Raw genomic sequence first — 20282 nt, 5'->3', positions numbered from 1 at the left:
CTCTATATATATTTTATTGAAAAATGGTTGATTTGTCAATCGTATTTAAAAATTGAAAAGCGATGAATTGGGGATTTTTTTTGCAAACGATCAAGCCGGCGAACAGGGAAAAACAGCGGGGGAAAAGAAGGCGCCAGGAGGGACGGGGCAAGCGGTGCCGGCCGCACCTTCCGAACCGTTGCCCGGGGCGGGAGAAATGGCGGTCGGCACGGGTGAACCGGTGCGGAGCAACCGGTTCTTCGCGCTCAGATGAACCGGACCGAGGTGGTGTTGAGGTGTTTTTCCTCGAGCAGGGAAACGATGCGGCGGACGATGTTGCGGCGCAGATCGAGTTCCTGGGGGGTGTTGGGGTCCTGGTGGGCTTCGTTGATCCGGGTGCCGACGATGAAATGGATGATGTCGCTGCCCAGCATCAGGCGGACGATGTCCCCGGCCGGATTGGTCGGCAAGCGGGCGACCGGCACCTCCTCGGCCAGCAGTTGCGCCACATGGGCCAGGGTCAGGGCGCCTTCGGTGATCAGGTCGATGCCTTCCATTCTGGCCGGCGGCGGCAGGCCGGTGTCGAGCTGGCCGAGGTCGACGGTGATCGGCCGCCGCAGGACCCGGCCGATGATGGTGGCGGTGGTGCCGCCGCAGATGATTTTCCGGCCCGGAAAGGTCTGGGCCGCCTGGGCGAGTTCGAAATCGCGCTGGGGTGCGAAGGGCGGCCCGGTCATGACCAGCAGCTGCCGGGGCACCCGGTAATGGACCACGGCGCAACTGATGTCGTCCCGGGCGGTCCCGCCGTCGTTGGCCAGCGCCCGGTCCATCAGGGCCGCGGCCAGCCGCCGGGACGACATCTCGGGATTGGCGCGGATCAGCTCTCGGGCGTAGTCCGCGGCCCGCTCCCAGGTCCAGCCCAACGGCATGGCCGGCTGGCCCATGCCCGATTGGGTGATGCCGTCGGAGCAGCACAGCAGTCGGTCGCCGATGGCCAGCTGGACCCGGCCGTGGTAGATCAGCCGCTCCTTCCATCGCTCCAGGGTGATCACCGAACGTTCCAGCTCCACCTCCTCGGCCCCGCGCAGCAGCGCCAGGGGCGGGTTGCCGTGCTCGATGAAGCGCAGATTGCCGCTTTCGTCGAGATCGATCAGGGTGAAGGTGGAATAGCTGATCTTCCGCACCTCGCAGATCGGCAGAGTATCCATGATCGAGTGGGCCCAGCTGCGGGTGTCGGTGCAGGTGGAGGCGAACTTGAGGGCCATGGAGGCGGTGAGATTGGCCAGCACCGAGGCCTTGACCCCGGAGCCCAGACCGTCGGAGAGGACCGCCAAAACCCGGCCTTCTTCCTTGATCCGGTGGGACAGGACCGCATCGCCGCAGATCGACTGGCGGTACTTGCTGCACTGGGCATGGTCGACATCGATGAAGGCGTTGTCAGCCATTGCCGCCGCCCCCTTCCTCGCCGTCGATCTTGGCCGGCGAAAACGATTCGATGATGCTGTTGAGGGTCACCTCGGATTCGGCGGCGTTTTCCCCCAGCAGGTAGGCGATCTTCTGCACCGTGGCCAGATTCTTCTGGATGACTTCGCGGGCCCGCCGGATCACCTGTTCCTTCTGCACCGCCGGCCGGGTGATGTCCTGGAGGATGGCGCCGGCCACCGCATGCGGGTCGATGGTGAAGATCGACAGGTGCAGGATGGTGTCGAGGAAGCGGACATCCCGATCGAGGATGTCCATGTCGTTCTTGAGCACGCTGGCAAAGAGCGAGTGGAAGGGCAGCAGCGCCTCGATCGACACCCCCTCCAGCTCAGCCGGGGTGGCGGTCGCATGGTGATGGTTGATGATGGCGACAAAGGCCTCGTTGCATTCCAGCACCCGCAAATCGCTGTCGACGATAACCACCGCCGAGGGCATCTTGTGCATCAGCACATTGGCCTTCTTGAAGGCCAGCTGCCGCATCCAGGACACGCACATCGCCCGCTCGGCCCGCTGCGCGATCAGGGCCTTGCCGAATTCGCGGCAGGAATCGTAGCCGCAGCCGCCGCAGTTGAGCTCATCTTCCGGGGTACGCTTGCCGATCGACCGCAGCACCTCGGTGATCCTGGTTTCCGACAGATCCGGCTGGCTGAGGGGCAAGGGTTCGATCCGCCGGCCGATCTCGAACTCGGGCCGGCGGGGCACCGGCTGCGCCTCCGGGAAGTGGGCCGAGCTCAGCACCCGGTGGCGTTTGACCACGGTATTGCCCGGCCGGGTGACCTTGGGCCCGTTGATGCAGCCGCCCTCGCAGGCCAGCAGCTCGAGAAAGAGCCCCTGCTCGGTGTGCAGGCCGGCCAGGCCGTCCAGGGCGCCTGCCACCGCGCCCAGCCCGGAAAAACTCATGAAGGCGGCATCGTCGATGCGGCAGTGGGCTTGGATGCCGGCGATCATGCCGCCATCCACCGGATAGAGCACCCCTTCCTCGGCCGCTGTGGGGACGAACCGGTCCTCCTCGCCGGGAACCAGGGTTTCCGGATCGATCCGCTCGGCCGCGAGCCAAAGCCGGAGATCCTCGAAGGTCAGGGCCACGTCGAGCAGTTCCGGCTGCTCGTCGGCCTCGATTTTCTTGGCGATGCAGGGGCCGATGAAGACGGTGGCGATTTCGGCGCCGAAATGGTGGCGCAGCAGCCGGCAATGGGCCAACAGCGGCGACATCAGGCCGGTGACCGCCCCGGCCAGCTGCGGCCGGTGCTTCTGGATGAAGGCCACCACGGTCGGGCAGGCCGAGCTGATCAGCACCCGGCCCGGCTGCTCGGCAAGGCTGCGGGCGACATGGGCGCTGACCTGCTGGGCGCCGAGCGCGGTCTCGGACACCCCGGTGACGCCCAACCGCCGCAGGGCGGCAACCATCTGCCCGGCGGCGATGCCGGGAAATTCGGTCAGCCAGGAGGGGGCCAGGGAGACATAGACCCGGGGTGGCAGCTTGACCAGTTGGCGGGCTCGGGCCAGGTCGTTGCGCACATGCTTGGCGGCATTGGGGCAAATCGAGACGCAGCCGCCGCAGAACACGCACATTTCCGGCACGATGGTGGCATAGGCGTCCTGGACCCGGATCGCCTTGACCGGGCAGTGGCGCACGCATTTGTAGCAATCCTGGCATTCGTGCTTCTCGGTATAGATCGGCATGCGTTTATCCATCGATCCCTTCCTTGCCGCTGGCGAGGTGGTGGCGGAGCAATTCGGCGAAGCAGGAGGCCTGCACATTGCTGTAGAGGGTGTCGCCAATGGTGACGTGCGGCCCCTGGGTGCACAGGTTCTCGCAGAGATGGCCGGTTATCTCCGGCACCAGGCCCGCGGCCTCGACACAGTGGCGCAGGGTTTCGATCGCCTGGCCGTTGTTGCCCCGGCTGAAGCAGGAGCTGCCCATGCAGACGGCGATTTGCAGGGATTCCGGTGGCACCGGTCCGGGCTCGGGCCCTTGTTGTCCCCCGCCGCTTCTGCCCCCGGGACCGCAGCCCACGGTCCGTCCCAAGGCGATGATCTGGGTGCGGATTTGGTTGTCGCTTGCCTCGGCGGTCTCGATCCGGTCGGCCTTGCCGGGATAGATGGCATACAGCTCGCGGTACTGGGGCGGGGTCAGGTTCGGCATGATCACGTTGGCGCCGCGCCGCAGGGCCTGTTCCCGTCCCAGGCTGGCGTTCATCACCGCCACCGCGGTGGTGGCCGGGATGTTGGCGTCCGGCCGGAGGATGCGGGCCAGGGCCACGGCCTTGCAGGTCATGTCGATGGTTGGCGGCACCTGGTCTTCGGCCGGCAGCGGGGACTTGGCCTGCCAAAGCGGCGTCTGCGGATGGGCGATGAAGGGACCGATGCCGATCATGTCCAGATCGAGCTCGCGGCAGAGCAGGAGATCGTCGGCCAGGGTTTCGTGGCTCTGGCCGGGAATGCCGACCATCACCCCGCTGCCGGTTTCGTAGCCCAGGGTCCGCAATTTCCTGAGGATGGCGATCCGGTCGGAAATCCGGCTGCCCCGGTCGGGATGGATGGCCCGGTAGAGCGCCCGGTCCGAGGTCTCGAACCGCAGCAGATAGCGATCGGCCCCGGCCTCGCGCCAGGCGGTCAGGGCGGCGTCGCTGCGTTCCCCCAGGCTCAGGGTCAGGGCCAGCGGGGTGGCGCCCTTGATCCGGCGGATGAGTCCGGCCAGCCAGTCGGCCTTGATGCCGTCGTCCTCGCCGGACTGGAGCACCAAGGTGCCGTAGCCCAGGTGCTGGGCCGCAAGGGCGCAGGCGAACACCTCCTCTTCGGTCATCCGGTAGCGGCCAATCGCCTGGTTCGCGGCCCGCAAGCCGCAGTAGTGGCAGGCCCGGGCGCAGTGATTGGAAATTTCCACCAAACCGCGCAGATGGACCGCGTCGCCCACCTGTTCCTGCCGGAGCCGATCGGCCTGTTGCCAGAGCGGCTCAAGCTGCCGCGGATCGTCGCAGCGCAGCCAGTCGAGGATTTCCCGGCGATCCATCATCGGCCTCCGTCGTCGTGGGCCAGCGAGCGGTACAGTTCCAGGGCGGCCGGAAAGGGGCTGAGGGCGCGGGCGAAAATGCCCAGGCTGTAGGCAATGGCCAGGCCGTAATTGGTGATCGGCACCCCGGCTTCCCGGCAATGGAGGATGCGGCTTAGGACCGCGCGGCGGTTCAACATGCAGGAGCCGCATTGGATCACCAGTCGGTATCGGTGCAGATCGGCGGGGAAATCGTGTCCCTGGACGTGGGTGAATTCCAGTTGGCCGCCGACGAATTGGGTCAGCCAGCGGGGAATTTTGACCCGGCCGATATCCTCGCCGATGGGGTGATGGGCGCAGGCCTCGGCGATCAGCACCCGGTCGCCGGGTTGAAGCCGCTCGATGGCCAGCGCGCCGGCCACCTGGGTAAGCAGGTCGCCCTTGCTGCGGGAAAAAAGGATGGAAAAGCCGGTCATCCTGACCTCGGGCGGCACGTCGGCGGCCACCTTGAGAAAGGCCTGGGAATCGGTCACCACCAGTTTGGGCGGGGTGCGCAGCAGGTCGAGGGCGTGGCGCAGCTCCCGTTCCTTGACCACCAGGCACAGGGCATCGCCGTCGAGGAGGTCGCGGATGGTCTGCACCTGGGGCAGGATCAGGCGTCCTTTGGGCGCTTCCTTGTCGATGGGCACCACCAGCACCGCGGTCTCTCCCGGCCCCACCAGGTCGGAGACGATGGCCGGGCTGTCGACGAAATCGGCCGGCGCCAGCTCGATGAGCCGCTGCCGCAGCTCGCCGATGCCGGTCCCGTCGATGGCGGCGGTGTGCACCAGCGGGATGCCTGCGGCCGCCAGCTCGGCGGCCGGCGCATCGGTGGCCCGGTTTTGGTCGGCCTTGTTCATCGCCACCAGCACCGGAATCCGGCGGGATTGCAGGGCCGCCACCAGTTCGCGCTCGAAAGGGCCCCATTCGCCACCGGCACTGACGACGATTCCCAGGTCGGTGCGGTCGAACACCGCCGTGGTCCGGGCGATGCGCATTTCGCCCAGGGCGCCGACATCGTCGATCCCGGCGGTGTCGATGAACAGGACCGGACCGAGCGGCAGCAGCTCCATCGGCTTTTCCACCGGATCGGTGGTGGTGCCGGCGACAGGGGAGACGATGGCCACCTGCTGGCGGGTGATGGCGTTGAGCAGGCTCGATTTGCCGACATTGCGGCGGCCGAACAGGCCGATGTGGAGGCGAAGGCCTTTGGGGGCGGATTGGCTCATGCTAGCTCGTATGCTGGGACGGAGATGGGGTGAAGCCGAGGCGGCAGACCGCGGCGGCGCCGGTGAGTCGGTCGAACTGGTCGTCGTCGATGCCGGCCTCGGTACGGGCCAGCTCGCGGATGGAGCGGCCGGTACGGGCTGCTGCTGCCGCCAGGTCCGCGGCGCGTTCATGGCCGATCACCGGCACCAGGGCGGTGACCGCGGCGGTGGCGTTGGCCACCTGTTGGGCGCAGCGGGCTGCATCCACCTCGAGACCGTCGACGCAGTGGCGGCACAGGATGTCGTCGGCATTGGCCAACAAATCGAGCGTGTCCAACAGGGTTTGGGCCACCAGGGGAAGAAAGGGGTTCAGCTCCAGGCTGCCCGAAGCGCAGGCCAGGGTCAGGGCCGCGTCGTGGCCGATTGCCAGCATGGCGGCCTGGCTGACCGCCTCCGGGATGACCGGATTGACCTTGCCGGGCATGATCGAGGAACCGGCCTGGCGGCGGGGCAGCCGCAACTCGGCCAGGCCCGCGTCCGGCCCGGAGCCGAGCACCCGCAGATCGGAGCAGATCTTCAGCAAATTGGCGGCGTGGGCCTTGAGCATCCCCGAAACCTCGACAAAGACATCGGCGTTCTGGGTGGCCTCCACCAGGTTTTCCGCCCGGGCCAGGCCCAGGCCGGTCAGTTCGCGCAGGCTTTCGGTGACCTCGAAGATGTAGCGGCGCGGCGCGGCCAGGCCGGTGCCCACGGCGGTGCCGCCGAGGTTGACCACCCGCAGCCGTTCGTGGCACTTGGCCAGGCGCCAACGGTCGCGGTTGATGGCCTCGGCATAGGCGGCAAAGGTGCGGTCGGCGGTGATCAGCACCGCGTCCTGCCATTCGGTGCGGGCCACCTTGACCACATGGGCCCACCGCTGCTCCTGCCGCTGGAAGGCCTCCTGCAAGGCCACCACCTTGTGTTCCAGGCGGGCCAGCAGTTCGAGGGCCGCCACCCGCAGGGCGGTGGGGAAGACATCGTTGGTCGACTGGTGGCGGTTGAGGTCGTCCAGGGGGCTGACCCGGCCGTAATCGCCCTGGGCACAGCCCAGCAGCACCAGGGCCCGGTTGGCCAGCACCTCGTTGACGTTCATATTGGCGCTGGTGCCGGCCCCGCCCTGCAGGCCGTCGACCACCACCCATTGCCCCAGTTGGCCTGCGGCCATCTCCCGGCAGGCGGCCAGGATGGCGTCGGCCTTGGCCGGATCGTCCCGCCAGATCCCCAAGCGGTCGTTGGTCTGCGCCGCCGCCAGCTTGACCGTGCCGAGGGCGCGGATCAGCGCCGGATGGAGCGGTCGGCCGGAAAGGGGGAAGTTTTCCAATGCCCGCAGGGTGTGAATGCCCCACAGGCCATCGCCTGGGAGCTGGCGCGAACCGAGCGCGTCGGTTTCCGTTCGGGTCGGGGACATGGGGGACATCAGGGGAAAAGGGACAGGCGTCGATGGCCGCAAAAAACACGGGATTCGACTATTGTAGGGCCGATGCGGGTTTCTTGCCACGGAAAAAGTTGGAGGCGAAAGGCCGCGATCGACCGGACCCCGGTACCGGGCCGATACCGGAGTCCACGCAAGAGGTTCAGGAGTAGAGGTGCGTTGTCGAAAAAAAACCGCATGGCGATCGTCTCCTGCGGGTCATGCACGGGGTTCTTCCAAGGCACGGCGGTCTGTCGCGAAAACCGCCATGCCCCGAAAGAACGAAAAAGGAAAAATGCTCCCGCCGGCCGACAGGGACAACCAACCGGCGGGAGCGGGGGGATGCCTTGTTTAGCAGGCGCCGGCCCGGACCGTCCCGTCCGGCGCCTGGGCCAGTTCGGCATGGATGGCCTGCACCACCTTCTCCAGGGTCGCCTGGGAGATGATCGTCTCGCCGACCGCCACATTGGGTCCCTCGCCGCAGCGTTCGAAGCAGAACGAGGCCTGGACCTGCACCCGGTCGTCGAGATCGTTGGCCTCGACATGCTTCATCAAGCCCTGGATGATGGCCTGGGAGTTGCGCAGGAAACAGCCGGTTCCGGCGCATACCCGCACGATCAGCGGTCCGTCGCTCGACTCCCTGGCCTTGGTCAGGGCGATATCCTCGGCCCCGGTGCGGCGGCGATGGTGGTAATGGGTGTGCAGCAGCCGGTGCGATTCGCGGCCGCCCGGTTCGCCCAGGTATTTCTGGTAGCACTCGGTGACGAAGTGGTTTTCCTGGGAACAATGGAGATCGAGCAGCCGGTCGGTGTTGTACAGGGCCGCGGTGCGGTCCTTCCGCCGTTGGGCGATATCCCGACCCACCGGCTGGCCGGCGCCGCCGATGCAGCCGCCGGGGCAGGCCATGACCTCCACCAGGTCGACCAAGAGGGTGCCGGCCAGAATCCGCTCCATCACCTCGCGCGCCTTGCCCAGGCCATGGACGATGGCCAGCTTCAACTCGACCCCGCCGACCTCGGTGCGGATCAGTCGCAGGGCGTCTTCGCCGCGGATATCCTCGAACTCCGGGTCCACTGGATTCTGGCCGGTGAGCTTGCCGGCCGCATAGCGGAGCACCGCCTCGGTGACCCCGCCGGAGTTGCCGAAAATGACGCCGGCGCCGGTCTTGAAGCCCATGGGCATGTCGAAGCTCGCCGGGTTGAGCTTGTTGAGGCTCAGGCCCGATTCCTCGATCATCCGCGCCAGTTCCTGGGTGGTGAGCACATAGTCGACATCCGGGACGCCGCCGGTGCGGAACTCCGGCCGTCGGGCCTCGAATTTCTTGGCCGTGCAGGGCATGATCGCCACCATGACGATGTCCTTGCGCTCCCGGCCGAGCTGCGCCGGCAGGGTGTGCTTGACCATGGAGCCCAGCATTTGCTGCGGCGAACGGCAGGAGCTGAGATTGCCCAGGAGCTGCGGAAAATACTGCTCGGCGAATTTGACCCAGCCCGGACAGCAGCTGGTGAACAGCGGCAGCCGCTCGCCGTTGGTCTTGCGGGCGATGAACTCGTTGGCCTCCTCGACCACCGTGAGGTCGGCGCTGAAGCTGGTGTCGTAGACGATGTCGAATCCCATCCGTTTCATCGCCGCCACCACCTGGCCGGTGGTGTTGAGACCGTATTCGCCGCCGAACTGCTCACCGATGGCCACCCGCACCGCCGGCGCGATCTGGGCCACCACCACGGTGTTGGGATCGTGGATGGCCTGCCACACCTCCTCGATCTCCGGGGCCGGCGCCAGGGCGCCGGTGGGGCAGACCGCGGCGCACTGGCCGCAGTTGACGCACTCGCCCGCTCCCAGATCCTGACCAAAGGCGGGCAGCACCGCGGCGTCGTGGCCCCGGTAGGCGAAATCGATGGCGCCGACCGACTGGATCTCGTCGCAGAAACGGACGCAATCGCCGCAGAGCACGCATTTGTTGGGATCGCGGATCAAAGACGGGCTCGAGGTATCCACCGGTTTGGACTGATGGATGGAGCGGTAGCGGATGTTGGTGATGCCGAGCCGGCGGGCGATGTCCTGCAACTGGCAGGAACCACTGCGCACGCAACTGGTGCACTCCCGATCGTGATTGGCCAGCAGCAGCTCGATGGCGATCTTGCGGATCTCCCGCAACTCCTGGGTATTGGTCCGGATCACCAGCCCCGGTTCGGGCGGGGTGGAACAGGCCCCGAGAATGCCGCGCCCCTCGACATCGACCAGGCAGAGACGGCAGGCACCGTAAACGCTCAGGTCGGAGTGGTAGCAGAAGGTGGGCAGGTCGATGCCGATTTTGCGCACCAGTTCCAGCAGATTCTTTTCGCCCTCGATCGCCACGTTGCGGCCGTCGATGGTCAGTGTGGTGGCTTGTACCTTGCTCATGCCTGTCCTCCTTGCAATCCCTCGACCGCGCCGAATTTGCAGGACTGCGCGCAGACCCCGCACTTGATGCATTTATCCTGATCGATCGTGTGCGGCTGCTTGAGTTCGCCGCCGATCGCCTCCACCGGGCATTTCTTGGCACACTTGCCGCAGCCCTTGCACTTGTCCGCGTTGATCCACGGCTTGAGCAGGGCCTTGCACTGGCCGGCCGGACAGACCTTGTCCCGGACATGGGCCTCGTACTCTTCCGCAAAATGGCGCAGGGTGGAAAGAACCGGGTTGGGCGCGGTCTTGCCGAGTCCGCACAACGAGCCTTTCTGCACCGCCAGGGCCAGTTCCTTCAAGAGCGGCAGGGTCCGCTCGGTGGCCCGGCCCTCGATGATATCGTCCATCAGGGCCAGCATCTGGCGGGTGCCTTCGCGGCAGAGGACACACTTGCCGCAGCTTTCGCGCTGGGTGAATTCCATGAAGAACCGGGCCACCGCAACCATGCAGGTGTCCTGGTTCATGGCCACCAGACCGCCGCTGCCCACCATGGCGCCGACGCCGCGCAGCGAGTCGAAATCCATCGGCAGGTCGAGGTGCTCCTGGGTCAGGCAGCCGCCGGAGGGACCGCCGATCTGGACCGCCTTGAAGCCGGCCGGATCGATGCTGCCGTCGTCTTTGGTGACCCCGCCGCCGATATTGTGGACGATTTCCCGCAAGGTGGTGCCAAACGGCACCTCGATCAGGCCGGTGTTGGCGACATGGCCGGTGAGGGCGAAGGTCTTGGTGCCCGGCGATCCGGGGGTGCCCAGTTCGCGGAAGCGCACCGCTCCCTGCCGGACGATGCGCACCGTGTGGGCCAGGGTCTCGACGTTGTTGATGATGGTCGGCTTGCCCCAAAGGCCGCTCTGGGCCGGAAACGGCGGCTTGGGCCGGGGCATGCCGCGCTGGCCCTCGATCGACGCGATCATCGCGGTTTCCTCGCCGCAGACAAAGGCGCCGGCCCCTTCCATGATCTCGCAGCTGATCGCGCAGCCGGAACCGAAGACATTGGTGCCCAGGATGCCGCGCTCGGCCGCATCCTTGACCGCCCGCCGCATCCGCTGCACGGCCAGCGGGTATTCGGCCCGGACGTAGACCAGGGTTTCGTCGGCACCGATGGCCCGGGCGGCGATCATCAAGCCCTCGATGACGCTGTGGGGGTTGCCTTCCATGACGCTGCGGTTCATGAAGGCGCCGGGATCGCCCTCGTCGGCGTTGCAGATCACGTATTTCTTGTCGCTGACCTGCCGCCGGGCCGCCTCCCACTTGCGGCCGGTGGGAAAGCCGCCGCCGCCCCTGCCTCGGAGGCCCGATTCGGCGACCTCGGTGCAGATGGCCTCGGGACTCATCTCCAAGAAAGCCTTCTTGGCCGCTTCGTAGCCGCCGTTGCGGATGTATTCGTCGATGTTCTCCGGATCGATGGTGCCGCAATCGCCCAGAACGAACCGCTGCTGACGGGTGTAGAAGGGAATGTCGTCGGTGCCCTGGCAGACGTGGTCCTTGCCCGGCTCGCAGTAGAGCAGCCGTTCGACCGTTTTGCCCGCCATCAGGCTGGTGGTCACGATTTCCGCCACATCCGCGGGCTTGACCTGGGTGTAGAGGATGTTTTCCGGCAAGATCGTCACCAGGGGGCCCATCTGGCAAAATCCCTGGCAGCCGCTGCGGGTCACGGCGGTCTTGCCCTGGTTGTCGTTTTCCGTCCGCAGTTCGAGCAGGACGGGCAGGCCGTTGGCCGCCATCTCCTGCTGGAAGGCGGCATACACCTTCATCGCCCCGTTGGCGACGCAGCCGGTGCCGGCGCAGATCACCACCCGGCGTTGGGCGCCCATCAGCACGTCGATATGGTCACATTCCCGATGCAGCGCGCTCATGCGTTCACCTTTTCCTGTTGTTCGATCTCGTCGATGAGCCGGACGGCCGCCTCGGGGGTCATCTGGCCATGGACCTCTTCGTTGACGACCACCACCGGCGCCAGGCCGCAGGCGCCGAGGCAGGCCACGGTCTCGACGGTGAAGAGCATGTCGTCGGTGGTATTGTACTTGGCCGACACGCCCAGCCGCTTGTAGATGGCCTCGAGAATGGGGATCGAGCGCTTGACGTGGCAGGCGGTGCCGTCGCACAGCCGGATGCAGTACTTGCCCTTGGGGCTGAGCGCGAAATGGGAATAGAAGGTGGCCACCCCGAACACCCGGGCCGGCGGGATCGCCAGGCCGGTGGCGACAAAGGTCAGGACATCTTCCGGCAGGTAGCGGTATTCCTCCTGCACGGCCTGGAGAATCGGGATCAGGCGCTGCGGCTGATTGCCGTTCTCCGCCAAGATGGCGCCGACTTTTTCATAGCGGCGCGCCGGGGATTGCTGCTGGACGGTTGCCAGCTCAACTGCGTTCATGGTTTGGAGCCTCCTTTCGAGCGGGACAGAGCCAGCTTCCGTGTCATCTTCTGCGACAGGACCGCCAGCGAACAGTACAAATCCTCATTGGTGACGATAACCCGTTCCGGCACCTGGATCTTGGCCGGAGCGAAATTCCAGATGGCCAGCGCCCCGCCCTCGACCAGCAGATTGGCCGCCTGCTGGGCCTCGACCGCCGGGACGGTGATGATGCCGAAGCGCACCTTCATGCGCCGCATCAGGTTGGGCAGTTTGCTGACATGGCGGACATGCTTGCCGTGCATGACCCGGTGGCACTTGTTGGGGTCGACATCGAAGGCGGCGACGATCTGCAGGCCGCACTCGGTAAAGCCGCCGTATCCCATCAGGGCCTCGCCCAGGCTGCCGGCACCGACCAGAAAGGCTTCGACGGTGTTGTCCCAGCCGAGAAACCGTTCAATGGCGCAGACCAGTTCGTTGATGTCGTAGCCGACCTTGGGCCGGCCCACGGTTCCGGTCATTTCGATGTCTTTGCGGACCTGGGTGGGGTCCAGTTTGAGTTCGGTGCCGATCATGGTGCAGGACACGCCGGCCCGGCCACTGTCGCGCAACTGTTTGAGCAGGCGATAGTAGAGCGGCAGGCGACGCAAGGTCGGCTCCGGAACGCCCTTGACGGTTTCCGGTATCGAACGCTCCTTTGATTCATTCATCGCCTGTATCCCCCGGGTTACGAACAGAGAAAAATTTACTGATTGAACATCGTCTGCGGGCAAGTGGACCGGCTTGCAATCGAGAATTATTTCTCTATATATATTATCGCAAAATTGGCGATATAAGTCAATAAATACCAATAAAAGCCATTTAATTTTATTCTTTTCGTAAATTCGGATTGTTATGCTCGGGAAGCGGCGAAATGCAGACGAAAGAACCTATTTTTCGGATCGTTTGCCGTGGCGTCCGTCCGTCGGCAGCTTGTTTCCGGCCATGCGCCCTGCTCAAGATAGCCCGCTCCGGCCTGTACCATGAAGCCGCCTCTTTTTTGCGTCCCGGTCCTGGAAGATATCTTGGCGAAATACGGCTCGCCGGATATCTTCAACCCCGATCGGGGCAGCCAGTGTACCAGCTTCGCCTTCACCAATGTCTCCCGGGACAAGGGAAATCGAATTTCGACAGTGAGGAAATCCAGCAATGAACGGTGAAACCCATAGTCAACTGGCCGGCTTCATCTGGTCCATCTGCAATCTCTTGCGCGGCCCGTACAAGCGCAACGAATACCGCAAGGTTATCCTGCCGCTCACCGTGCTGCGCCGCTTCGAATGCCTGCTGGAACCAACCCGCCAGGCCGCACTGGATGAATTTCAATCGCTGAAGACCAAGCCGGAAAGGGTGCAACTGGCCCGGCTGCAGCAGATCACCGGCCACCGTTTCTACAATCTGTCGCGCATGCAGCTCACCCTACCGGGTAAAAAAATCCACTCGCTGCTGGACGACCCCGACAATCTGGCGCCGAACCTGAACAGCTACATCAACGGCTTCTCCGCCAATGTCCGCGCCATCATGGAGAAGTTCAAGTTCAGCGAGCAGATCGCCCACATGGAGGGAAAGAACATCCTGTTCGAGGTGGTCAAGGCCTTTGCCGGGATCGACCTCTCCCCCCAGCGGGTCGATCAGATGCAGATGGGCTATGTGTTCGAGGAGCTGATCCGGATCGGGGCGGAGCAAGCCAACGAAGAGGCCGGGGAGCACTTTACCCCGCGCGAGGTGATCAAGCTGATGGTCAACCTGCTGCTGGCACCGGAGCGGGACCTGGCCAAGAGCCACGTGGTCAAGACCATCTACGACCCCGCCTGCGGCACCGGCGGCATGCTGTCGGTGGCCGAGGAGTACATCCGCCATCTCAACCGCGACGCCCGCCCGCATCTCTACGGCCAGGACTGGAACGACGAGGCCTGGGCGGTGTGCAAGTCCGACATGCTGATCAAGGGAGAGGACGCCGACAACATCATCCTCGGCGACAGCTTCACCCGCGACGGCTTTGACCGCGACTCCGACGGCAACAAGTGGACCTTCGATTACATGCTGGCCAACCCGCCCTTTGGCGTGGAGTGGAAGCAGCAGCAGAAATACATCAATCAGGAGGCCGACACCCTGGGCTATGACGGACGTTTCGGCGCCGGCACCCCGCGCATCAACGACGGTGCCCTGCTTTTTCTCCAGCACATGATCGCCAAGATGCGTCCCGTCGACAGGGACGGCAGCCGCATCGGCATCGTCTTCAACGGCTCGCCGCTTTTCACCGGCGACGCGGGCAGCGGCGAGAGCGAGATCCGCCGCTGGATCATCGAAAACGACTGGCTTGAGGCCATTGTCGCGTGTCCGGAGCAGTTGTTCTACAACACCGGCATCGCCACCTACATCTGGGTCATCACCAACCGCAAGGCAAAAGCGCGCAAGGGCAAGGTGCAGTTGATCGATGCCCGCAACTTCTGGGTGCCGATGGAAAAATCCCTGGGCAACAAGCGCCGCCGCATCGGCGATTCGCAGGACAAGGCCAAGGACCCGGACCACATCGCCGAGATCACCCGCATCTACGAGAACTTCCAGGACGGCGAGACCCGCACCTTTCTCCTCGATGGCAAGGAGAAGGCGCTGGTGGTCAGCAAGGTGTTCGCGGGCGACGACTTCGGCTACCGCAAGATCACGGTCGAGCGGCCGTTGCGCCTTAACTTTCAAGCCACGGCCGAGCGCATCTTGCGCCTTTCGGAGCAGACAGCTTTCAAGAATCTCGCGGCCAGCGGCAAAAAGAACGAAACCCTCCGTCAGCAGGAGATCGAGGCGGGCAAGGCGCGTCAGCAGGCCATCCGCGACCTGTTGGCCGCTTTTGCCGACCGGTACGGCGACACCCTGTTCAAGGATCGCAAACAGTTCCTGCTGGCCCTGCGGGAAATTGACCGCGCTCGTGGCGTCAAACTTTCCGCCCCCGAGTTGAAAGCGGTGCTCGCCGCTTTGGGTGAACGGGATGAGAACGCCGAAATCTGTCGGGACAAACAGGGGAACCCGGAGCCGGACACCGACCTGCGCGACACCGAGACCGTGCCCCTTAAGGAGAGCGTCGAGGAATACTTCCGGCGCGAGGTGTTGCCCCACCTACCCGACGCCTGGATCGACCACGGTAAGACCAAGGTCGGCTACGAGATTCCCTTGAACCGCCACTTCTACCGCTACGAGCCACCCCGCGAGCTCGCGGAAATCGAGGCCGAAATCAAGGTGCTGGAAGGCGAAATTGTCACCCTGCTGCGGGAGGTGACCAATGGGCATTGACCGCTCGGAAAGCGACTTGCTCGGCCTCGTGGCCGAACTGCGCAAACTCCCCCAGGAAACCGAGTGGGTGGAATTCAAGCACAACAATACCGAACCGGACGAGATAGGAGAGTATCTTTCTGCGCTCGCCAATGCCGCCGCCTTGACCGGCAAGGTGTATGCCTACCTGGTATGGGGCGTGCAAAACGACACCCATGCAATCGTTGGCACCGCCTTCAACCCCGTAACCGCCAAAGTTGGCAACGAGGCCTTGGAAAGCTGGCTGCTGCGCCTCCTTTCTCCCAAAATCAACTTCCGCTTCTTTGCCTTTCAGGTCGGCGATAAACCGGTTGTTCTGCTCGAAATCGGAGCAGCTTTCCGTCACCCGGTCCAATTCAAGAACACCGAATTCATCCGCATCGGCTCCTACAAAAAAAAGTTGAAAGATTTCCCCGAAAAGGAACGGGAGTTGTGGCGGGTGTTCGACAGTATCCCCTTTGAAAAGGAAATAGCCGCCGAAAACGTTACTGCCGAGGACGTGCTCAGGTCGCTCGACTATCCAGCCTATTTCGACCTTCTCTCCCTGCCGCTTCCCGAAGGCCGGGACGGTGTTCTGGCCGCTTTGGCCGCCGATGACATGATTGTCCGGGGCAAGGGCGGCAAGTGGAGCATCACCAATCTGGGTGCCGTCCTGTTCGCCAAACGGTTGGCCGATTTCCGCACCCTCAAGCGCAAGGCCGTGCGGGTGGTGCTGTACAAGGGGGAAAGCCGGGTGGAAACGGTGCGCGAGCAGGAGGGCAGCAAGGGGTATGCCACCGGTTTCGAAGGGCTGATCGGCTTTGTCGCCAACCTCCTCCCCAGCAACGAGGTGATCGGCCAGGCCCTGCGCAAACAGGTGCCCATGTTTCCGGAACTGGCCATCCGCGAATTGGTCGCCAACTCCATCATCCACCAGGATTTTCATAGTACAGGCACCGCGCCCATGGTGGAGATCTTTGCAAGCCGCATGGAGATTACCAACCCCGGCCTGCCGTTGGTCCAGACCGACCGCTTTCTCGACAGCCCGCCCAAATCGCGCAACGAGGGACTGGCCTCGTTCATGCGCCGCATCGGTATCTGCGAGGAACGCGGCAGCGGCGTAGACAAGGTCGTCTTTCAGACCGAATTCTATCAACTCCCGGCACCGCTGTTTGAAACCGTCGACGAACATACCCGCGCCGTGCTTTTCGCCCATCGGGAACTCAAGGAGATGGACAAGGCCGACCGCGTCCGCGCCTGCTATCTGCACGCCTGCCTGCGCTATGTGCAGCGAGATTACATGACCAATACCACCCTGCGGGAACGATTCGGAATCAATGAGAAGAACAGCGCCGTTGCCTCCCGTTTGATCAAGGAGGGGATTGATGCCGGGTTGATTGTCCCCCATGACGAAAACGCCGGCCGCAAGTACATGAAATATCTGCCACGGTGGGCCAAATGAGTACGCGGTTTTTATTTGACGGTCATTTGATGGAGAGCCCTGCCTTCATAGGGAAGGCTTGCACGAAAAAACATAATTTCAGAATGTTATGGAAATATGTTTTATTTGATGGTTGTTTGACGAGGGGCTTTCGCTGGGACGGCTGCCGGGGTATGGGGTATCCACGGACGGCGCTGGCCGGGCCGGAAAGGAGGAAGCAATGAAGCACCCGGCTTATCCGAAGTACAAAGACAGCGGGGTACGGTGGCTGGGGGCAGTGCCCGAGCATTGGGAGGTGAAGAGAATAAAACATATTGGATTAATTCGGTATGGGCTCGGTGAACCACCAGAACATGACACTCAAGGCCTACCTTTTATTCGAGCAACTGATATCAATCGGGGGAAAATTGATCTCAGTGCGGTAAAGATGGTCAACCCAGATACCGTGCCATGGAGTAGGCGGCCGAGTCTCGAAATTGACGAAATTCTCATTGTACGCAGTGGAGCTTATACCGGTGATTCCGCAATTGTGACCGAGAATATAGCAGGATGCATTGCTGGTTACGATATGGTGCTCACTGTAACTGATGCAATACCTCGATTTGTCGCATGGGTGATGCTATCTAAATACATGCTGGAAGGTCAAATACATATTGCCCGTCTGCGTGCAGCACAGCCGCACCTTAACGCAGAAGAATTATGCGGTTTTCTTATTTTATCCCCCCCGCTTCCTGAACAAACCGCCATCGCCGATTTTCTCGACCGGGAGACGGGGCGGATCGATACCCTGGTGGCGAAGAAACGGCGGCTGATCGCACTGCTGGGGGAGAAGCGCGCCGCGCTCATCTCCCGCACCGTCACTCGCGGCCTGCCCGCCGATGCCGCCCGCGAATTCGGCCTCGAGCCCCATACCCGCTTTAAGGACTCCGACATCGAATGGCTGGGCGAGGTGCCGGAAGGGTGGGAGGTGAAGCGCGGCCGATTTGTAGTACATGTTAATCCACCGGCGCCATTGCTGCGCAATCTGGAAGAAGAGGATGAAGTTTCCTTTATTCCAATGGATGCAGTGAAAGAATATGGTGGTATCCGCCTTGACCAGACAAGAGTAAAAGCAGAGGTTGGTGGAGGTTATACAGAATTTCAGGATGGCGATGTCGTTATCGCCAAGATTACGCCCTGCTTCGAGAATGGCAAGGGTTCGATAGCGACTGGGCTGGTCAATTCGGCGGCCTACGGAACAACCGAATTGCACGTATTGCGAGCGTCCGTGGCTCTAAATTATCGTTTTTTATTCTACCTCACCATTACAGACGGCTTCAGGAAGCTCGGTGAATCGGAAATGTATGGTGCGGGCGGGCAAAAGCGTGTGCCACCCGAATTCTGCAAAGATTTTCTGACACCACTTCCCCCACTCCCCGAACAAACCGCCATCGCCGCCTACCTCGACCGCGAAACCGCCAAGATCGACCAACTGGTGGCCAAGGTCGAGGCGGCCATCGCCCGTTTGCAGGAATACCGCACCGCCCTGATCACCGCCGCGGTCACCGGCAAGATCGATGTGCGGGAATCCATGACCAGCAAGGAGGGCGCATGAGGCCGCCGCCCCTCAATCCCTTGGATATCCTGGTTCGGCTGAACTGGGATGAAGGCGACGACCTGGAGTTCAAATCCGCCAAGGGCGGGGTACCCAGGAGCCTGTGGGAGACCTACAGCGCCATGGCCAACACCCATGGTGGGGTGATCCTCCTGGGGGTGGAGGACGACGGCACGGTCAGCGGCGTGAGCGCCCCGGCCCGGTTGAAAAAATCCTTTTGGGACACGATCAACAATCGCGGCAAGGTGAGCAGCAACCTGCTGACCGACAGCGATCTTGTCGAGGTGCCGCACAAACAGGGACTCATCCTCGCCATCCGGGTGCCGCAGGCCTCCCGGTATCAGCGGCCGGTCTTCCTTGCGCAAAATCCTCTCACCGGCACCTATCGCCGCAACTTCGAGGGCGACTACCACTGCACCGAACAGGAAGTGAGCCGCATGCTGTCGGACCGGGCCGAGGAGTCCGCCGATAGCCGCATCCTGGAGCACTTCACCCTGGATGACCTGGACCGGCTCAGTCTGCAGCAGTATCGGCAGCGCTTTGCCTCCCACAAACCAACCCATCCCTGGCTAAGTGAGGACGACCGGGGGCTGCTGGCCAAGCTTGGCGGTTGGCGCAAAGACCGCGCAACCGGCCTTGAAGGATTGACGGTGGCCGGACTGCTGATGTTCGGTTCCGACGAAGCCCTGCGGGAAGCGGTGCCGCAGTATCATGTCGACTATCGGGAAAAGCTGTCTTCCGATCCGGCCATCCGCTGGACCGACCGCCTGACCGTCGACGGCACCTGGTGCGCCAACCTCTTTCAATTCTATCTGGGATCCATCCAGCGTTTGGCGCAGGATCTGAAACTACCCTTCCAACTGGATGGCAACCTCTTTCGCCGTGGCGAAACCGTGGTGCATGAGGCGATTCGCGAGACGCTGGTCAACGCCTTGATCCATGCCGACTATCAAGGGCAAGGCGGCATCGTGGTGGAAAAATACCCGGATCGTTTCGAGTTTTCCAACCCCGGCTCACTGCTGATCTCATTCGATCAACTGCTGCGCGGCAACATCAGCGAATGCCGCAACAAGGCCTTGCAGACCATGTTCATGATGATCGGCACGGCGGAGAAGGCAGGTTCCGGCGTGGACAAGATTCAAAGGGGCTGGGCAACGCAGCATTGGCGCATACCTGCGGTTCGCGAACAGGTCCAGCCGGATCGGGTGCAATGGCTGCTGCCGATGATCAGCCTGATTCCCGAGGAATCGCTGGCGAAACTGACCGCCGCCTTTGGGGGGCGGTTCGCCCGTTGCAGCACCTTGGAAGTGCAGGCCCTGGTGAGCGCCGATGTGGAATATGGAGTGGACAATGCGCGGATGCGGCAGATTACCGGTGGGCATGCCGCCGACATGACGAAGGTCTTGCAGGGACTGGTGGGGAAAAAGATGCTGGTCCAGGAAGGACAGGGCCGATGGAGCCGCTATCGCTTGCCCTTGACGCCTCACTCCGAACATAAGGGGGGCGACTCCGAACATAAGGAGATGGACTCCGAACATAAGAAGGGCGACTCCGAACAGAGCGACCGGTTGTTGCGCATTGCCGCGCCAGCCCGGTCACGGCAACGGCTCCCTCCGCAGCAGATGGAAGCCATCATCCTCGATTTGTGCCGGGAGCGGTGGTTGACCAGAAACCAGTTGGCTGGGCTGCTTGATCGCCACCCGGACGGTTTGCGCCAACGTTTTCTCAACCCCATGGTCACGCACGGTTTGCTGCGCCTGCGCTACCCCGACAAACCCAACCGGACCGACCAGGCCTACACAACTAATACGTTAGTTAAAGAAAACGCGTTTTCTTTAACTAAGTGATTATCTATAAATAAATTACTGGTAATTTATGAGCTATTAGTTCATATTCCGTTGCAAATCATGCAACGGGGGCAGAAATGGCACGTGTTAGAACCTGGGAAATCTCGGATGAATTTTGGGCGATCGTTGAACCG

At 63.1% G+C, this 20282-nt stretch carries 13 protein-coding genes; 4 read left to right on the top strand and 9 right to left on the bottom strand.

Translation table 11 applies throughout. The features are described 5' to 3' along the window. Positions 1-245: 245 nt before the first annotated feature. From RMR13_RS05695 to RMR13_RS05655, 9 genes are all read right to left on the bottom strand, one after another. Positions 246-1424 carry a SpoIIE family protein phosphatase gene (locus tag RMR13_RS05695; protein ID WP_310599673.1) on the bottom strand — a complete coding sequence of 393 codons (1179 nt, stop codon included), beginning with the start codon at positions 1422-1424 and terminating at the stop codon, positions 246-248. Beyond that, positions 1417-3156, bottom strand: coding sequence for a [Fe-Fe] hydrogenase large subunit C-terminal domain-containing protein (locus RMR13_RS05690; protein WP_310599672.1), 1740 nt, complete (start codon positions 3154-3156; stop codon positions 1417-1419). The genes RMR13_RS05695 and RMR13_RS05690 overlap by 8 nt, the downstream gene beginning before the upstream one ends. Continuing rightward, positions 3149-4477 carry a [FeFe] hydrogenase H-cluster radical SAM maturase HydE gene (hydE, locus tag RMR13_RS05685; RefSeq protein ID WP_310599671.1) on the bottom strand — a complete coding sequence of 443 codons (1329 nt, stop codon included), beginning with the start codon at positions 4475-4477 and terminating at the stop codon, positions 3149-3151. The genes RMR13_RS05690 and hydE overlap by 8 nt, the downstream gene beginning before the upstream one ends. Next, positions 4474-5721: a [FeFe] hydrogenase H-cluster maturation GTPase HydF gene (gene hydF / locus RMR13_RS05680; RefSeq protein WP_310599670.1), complete on the bottom strand. Its 1248-nt coding sequence runs from the start codon at positions 5719-5721 to the stop codon at positions 4474-4476. Before hydF ends, hydE begins: the two co-directional genes overlap by 4 nt. Before the next feature lies 1 nt (position 5722). Then, positions 5723-7147 carry an aspartate ammonia-lyase gene (locus RMR13_RS05675; RefSeq protein WP_310599669.1) on the bottom strand — a complete coding sequence of 475 codons (1425 nt, stop codon included), beginning with the start codon at positions 7145-7147 and terminating at the stop codon, positions 5723-5725. Positions 7148-7501: 354 nt separating this feature from the next. Beyond that, positions 7502-9553 carry a [FeFe] hydrogenase, group A gene (locus tag RMR13_RS05670; protein ID WP_310599668.1) on the bottom strand — a complete coding sequence of 684 codons (2052 nt, stop codon included), beginning with the start codon at positions 9551-9553 and terminating at the stop codon, positions 7502-7504. Next, entirely contained in the window at positions 9550-11451 is a 1902-nt protein-coding gene (locus RMR13_RS05665) for an NADH-ubiquinone oxidoreductase-F iron-sulfur binding region domain-containing protein (RefSeq protein ID WP_310599667.1), read from the bottom strand. Before RMR13_RS05665 ends, RMR13_RS05670 begins: the two co-directional genes overlap by 4 nt. Further along, complete coding sequence (locus RMR13_RS05660) at positions 11448-11969, bottom strand: NAD(P)H-dependent oxidoreductase subunit E (protein ID WP_310599666.1); 522 nt, start codon at positions 11967-11969, stop codon at positions 11448-11450. Before RMR13_RS05660 ends, RMR13_RS05665 begins: the two co-directional genes overlap by 4 nt. Next, on the bottom strand, positions 11966-12658 hold the full coding sequence (locus RMR13_RS05655; protein ID WP_310599665.1) for a redox-sensing transcriptional repressor Rex: 693 nt from the start codon (positions 12656-12658) through the stop codon (positions 11966-11968). Before RMR13_RS05655 ends, RMR13_RS05660 begins: the two co-directional genes overlap by 4 nt. Before the next feature lie 478 nt (positions 12659-13136). Between RMR13_RS05655 and RMR13_RS05650 the strand changes: the two genes are divergently transcribed. The 4 genes from RMR13_RS05650 to RMR13_RS05635 all read left to right on the top strand — a co-directional run bounded on the left by RMR13_RS05650 (position 13137) and on the right by RMR13_RS05635 (position 20148). Then, the gene (locus tag RMR13_RS05650) at positions 13137-15269 is read left to right on the top strand and encodes a class I SAM-dependent DNA methyltransferase (protein WP_310599664.1); all 2133 of its coding nucleotides are present in this window, start codon (positions 13137-13139) and stop codon (positions 15267-15269) included. Beyond that, positions 15259-16728 (top strand): ATP-binding protein, encoded by a 1470-nt coding sequence (locus RMR13_RS05645; RefSeq protein ID WP_310599663.1) that lies wholly within the window; start codon positions 15259-15261, stop codon positions 16726-16728. The genes RMR13_RS05650 and RMR13_RS05645 overlap by 11 nt, the downstream gene beginning before the upstream one ends. Before the next feature lie 199 nt (positions 16729-16927). Further along, the gene (locus tag RMR13_RS05640; protein ID WP_310599662.1) at positions 16928-18301 is read left to right on the top strand and encodes a restriction endonuclease subunit S; all 1374 of its coding nucleotides are present in this window, start codon (positions 16928-16930) and stop codon (positions 18299-18301) included. Further along, a complete protein-coding gene (locus RMR13_RS05635; protein WP_310599661.1) occupies positions 18298-20148 on the top strand; it encodes an RNA-binding domain-containing protein in 1851 nt (616 codons plus the stop codon). Before RMR13_RS05640 ends, RMR13_RS05635 begins: the two co-directional genes overlap by 4 nt. The last annotated feature ends 134 nt before the right edge of the window (positions 20149-20282 follow it).

Source organism: Desulfobulbus sp. (genome assembly GCF_031547805.1).
Classification (GTDB): Bacteria; Desulfobacterota; Desulfobulbia; order Desulfobulbales; family Desulfobulbaceae; genus Desulfobulbus.
This window is presented reverse-complemented; position numbering and strand designations above follow the sequence as displayed.

What these genes read in the sequence shown, in the direction of transcription:
- hydF (WP_310599670.1), bottom strand. Translation starts at nt 5,721, where the DNA reads ATGAGCCAATCCGCCCCCAAAGGCCTTCGCCTCCACATCGGCCTGTTC.
- RMR13_RS05635 (WP_310599661.1), top strand. Translation starts at nt 18,298, where the DNA reads ATGAGGCCGCCGCCCCTCAATCCCTTGGATATCCTGGTTCGGCTGAAC.
- hydE (WP_310599671.1), bottom strand. Translation starts at nt 4,477, where the DNA reads ATGATGGATCGCCGGGAAATCCTCGACTGGCTGCGCTGCGACGATCCG.
- RMR13_RS05655 (WP_310599665.1), bottom strand. Translation starts at nt 12,658, where the DNA reads ATGAATGAATCAAAGGAGCGTTCGATACCGGAAACCGTCAAGGGCGTT.
- RMR13_RS05640 (WP_310599662.1), top strand. Translation starts at nt 16,928, where the DNA reads ATGAAGCACCCGGCTTATCCGAAGTACAAAGACAGCGGGGTACGGTGG.
- RMR13_RS05670 (WP_310599668.1), bottom strand. Translation starts at nt 9,553, where the DNA reads ATGAGCAAGGTACAAGCCACCACACTGACCATCGACGGCCGCAACGTG.
- RMR13_RS05690 (WP_310599672.1), bottom strand. Translation starts at nt 3,156, where the DNA reads ATGGATAAACGCATGCCGATCTATACCGAGAAGCACGAATGCCAGGAT.
- RMR13_RS05645 (WP_310599663.1), top strand. Translation starts at nt 15,259, where the DNA reads ATGGGCATTGACCGCTCGGAAAGCGACTTGCTCGGCCTCGTGGCCGAA.
- RMR13_RS05695 (WP_310599673.1), bottom strand. Translation starts at nt 1,424, where the DNA reads ATGGCTGACAACGCCTTCATCGATGTCGACCATGCCCAGTGCAGCAAG.
- RMR13_RS05675 (WP_310599669.1), bottom strand. Translation starts at nt 7,147, where the DNA reads ATGTCCCCGACCCGAACGGAAACCGACGCGCTCGGTTCGCGCCAGCTC.
- RMR13_RS05650 (WP_310599664.1), top strand. Translation starts at nt 13,137, where the DNA reads ATGAACGGTGAAACCCATAGTCAACTGGCCGGCTTCATCTGGTCCATC.
- RMR13_RS05665 (WP_310599667.1), bottom strand. Translation starts at nt 11,451, where the DNA reads ATGAGCGCGCTGCATCGGGAATGTGACCATATCGACGTGCTGATGGGC.
- RMR13_RS05660 (WP_310599666.1), bottom strand. Translation starts at nt 11,969, where the DNA reads ATGAACGCAGTTGAGCTGGCAACCGTCCAGCAGCAATCCCCGGCGCGC.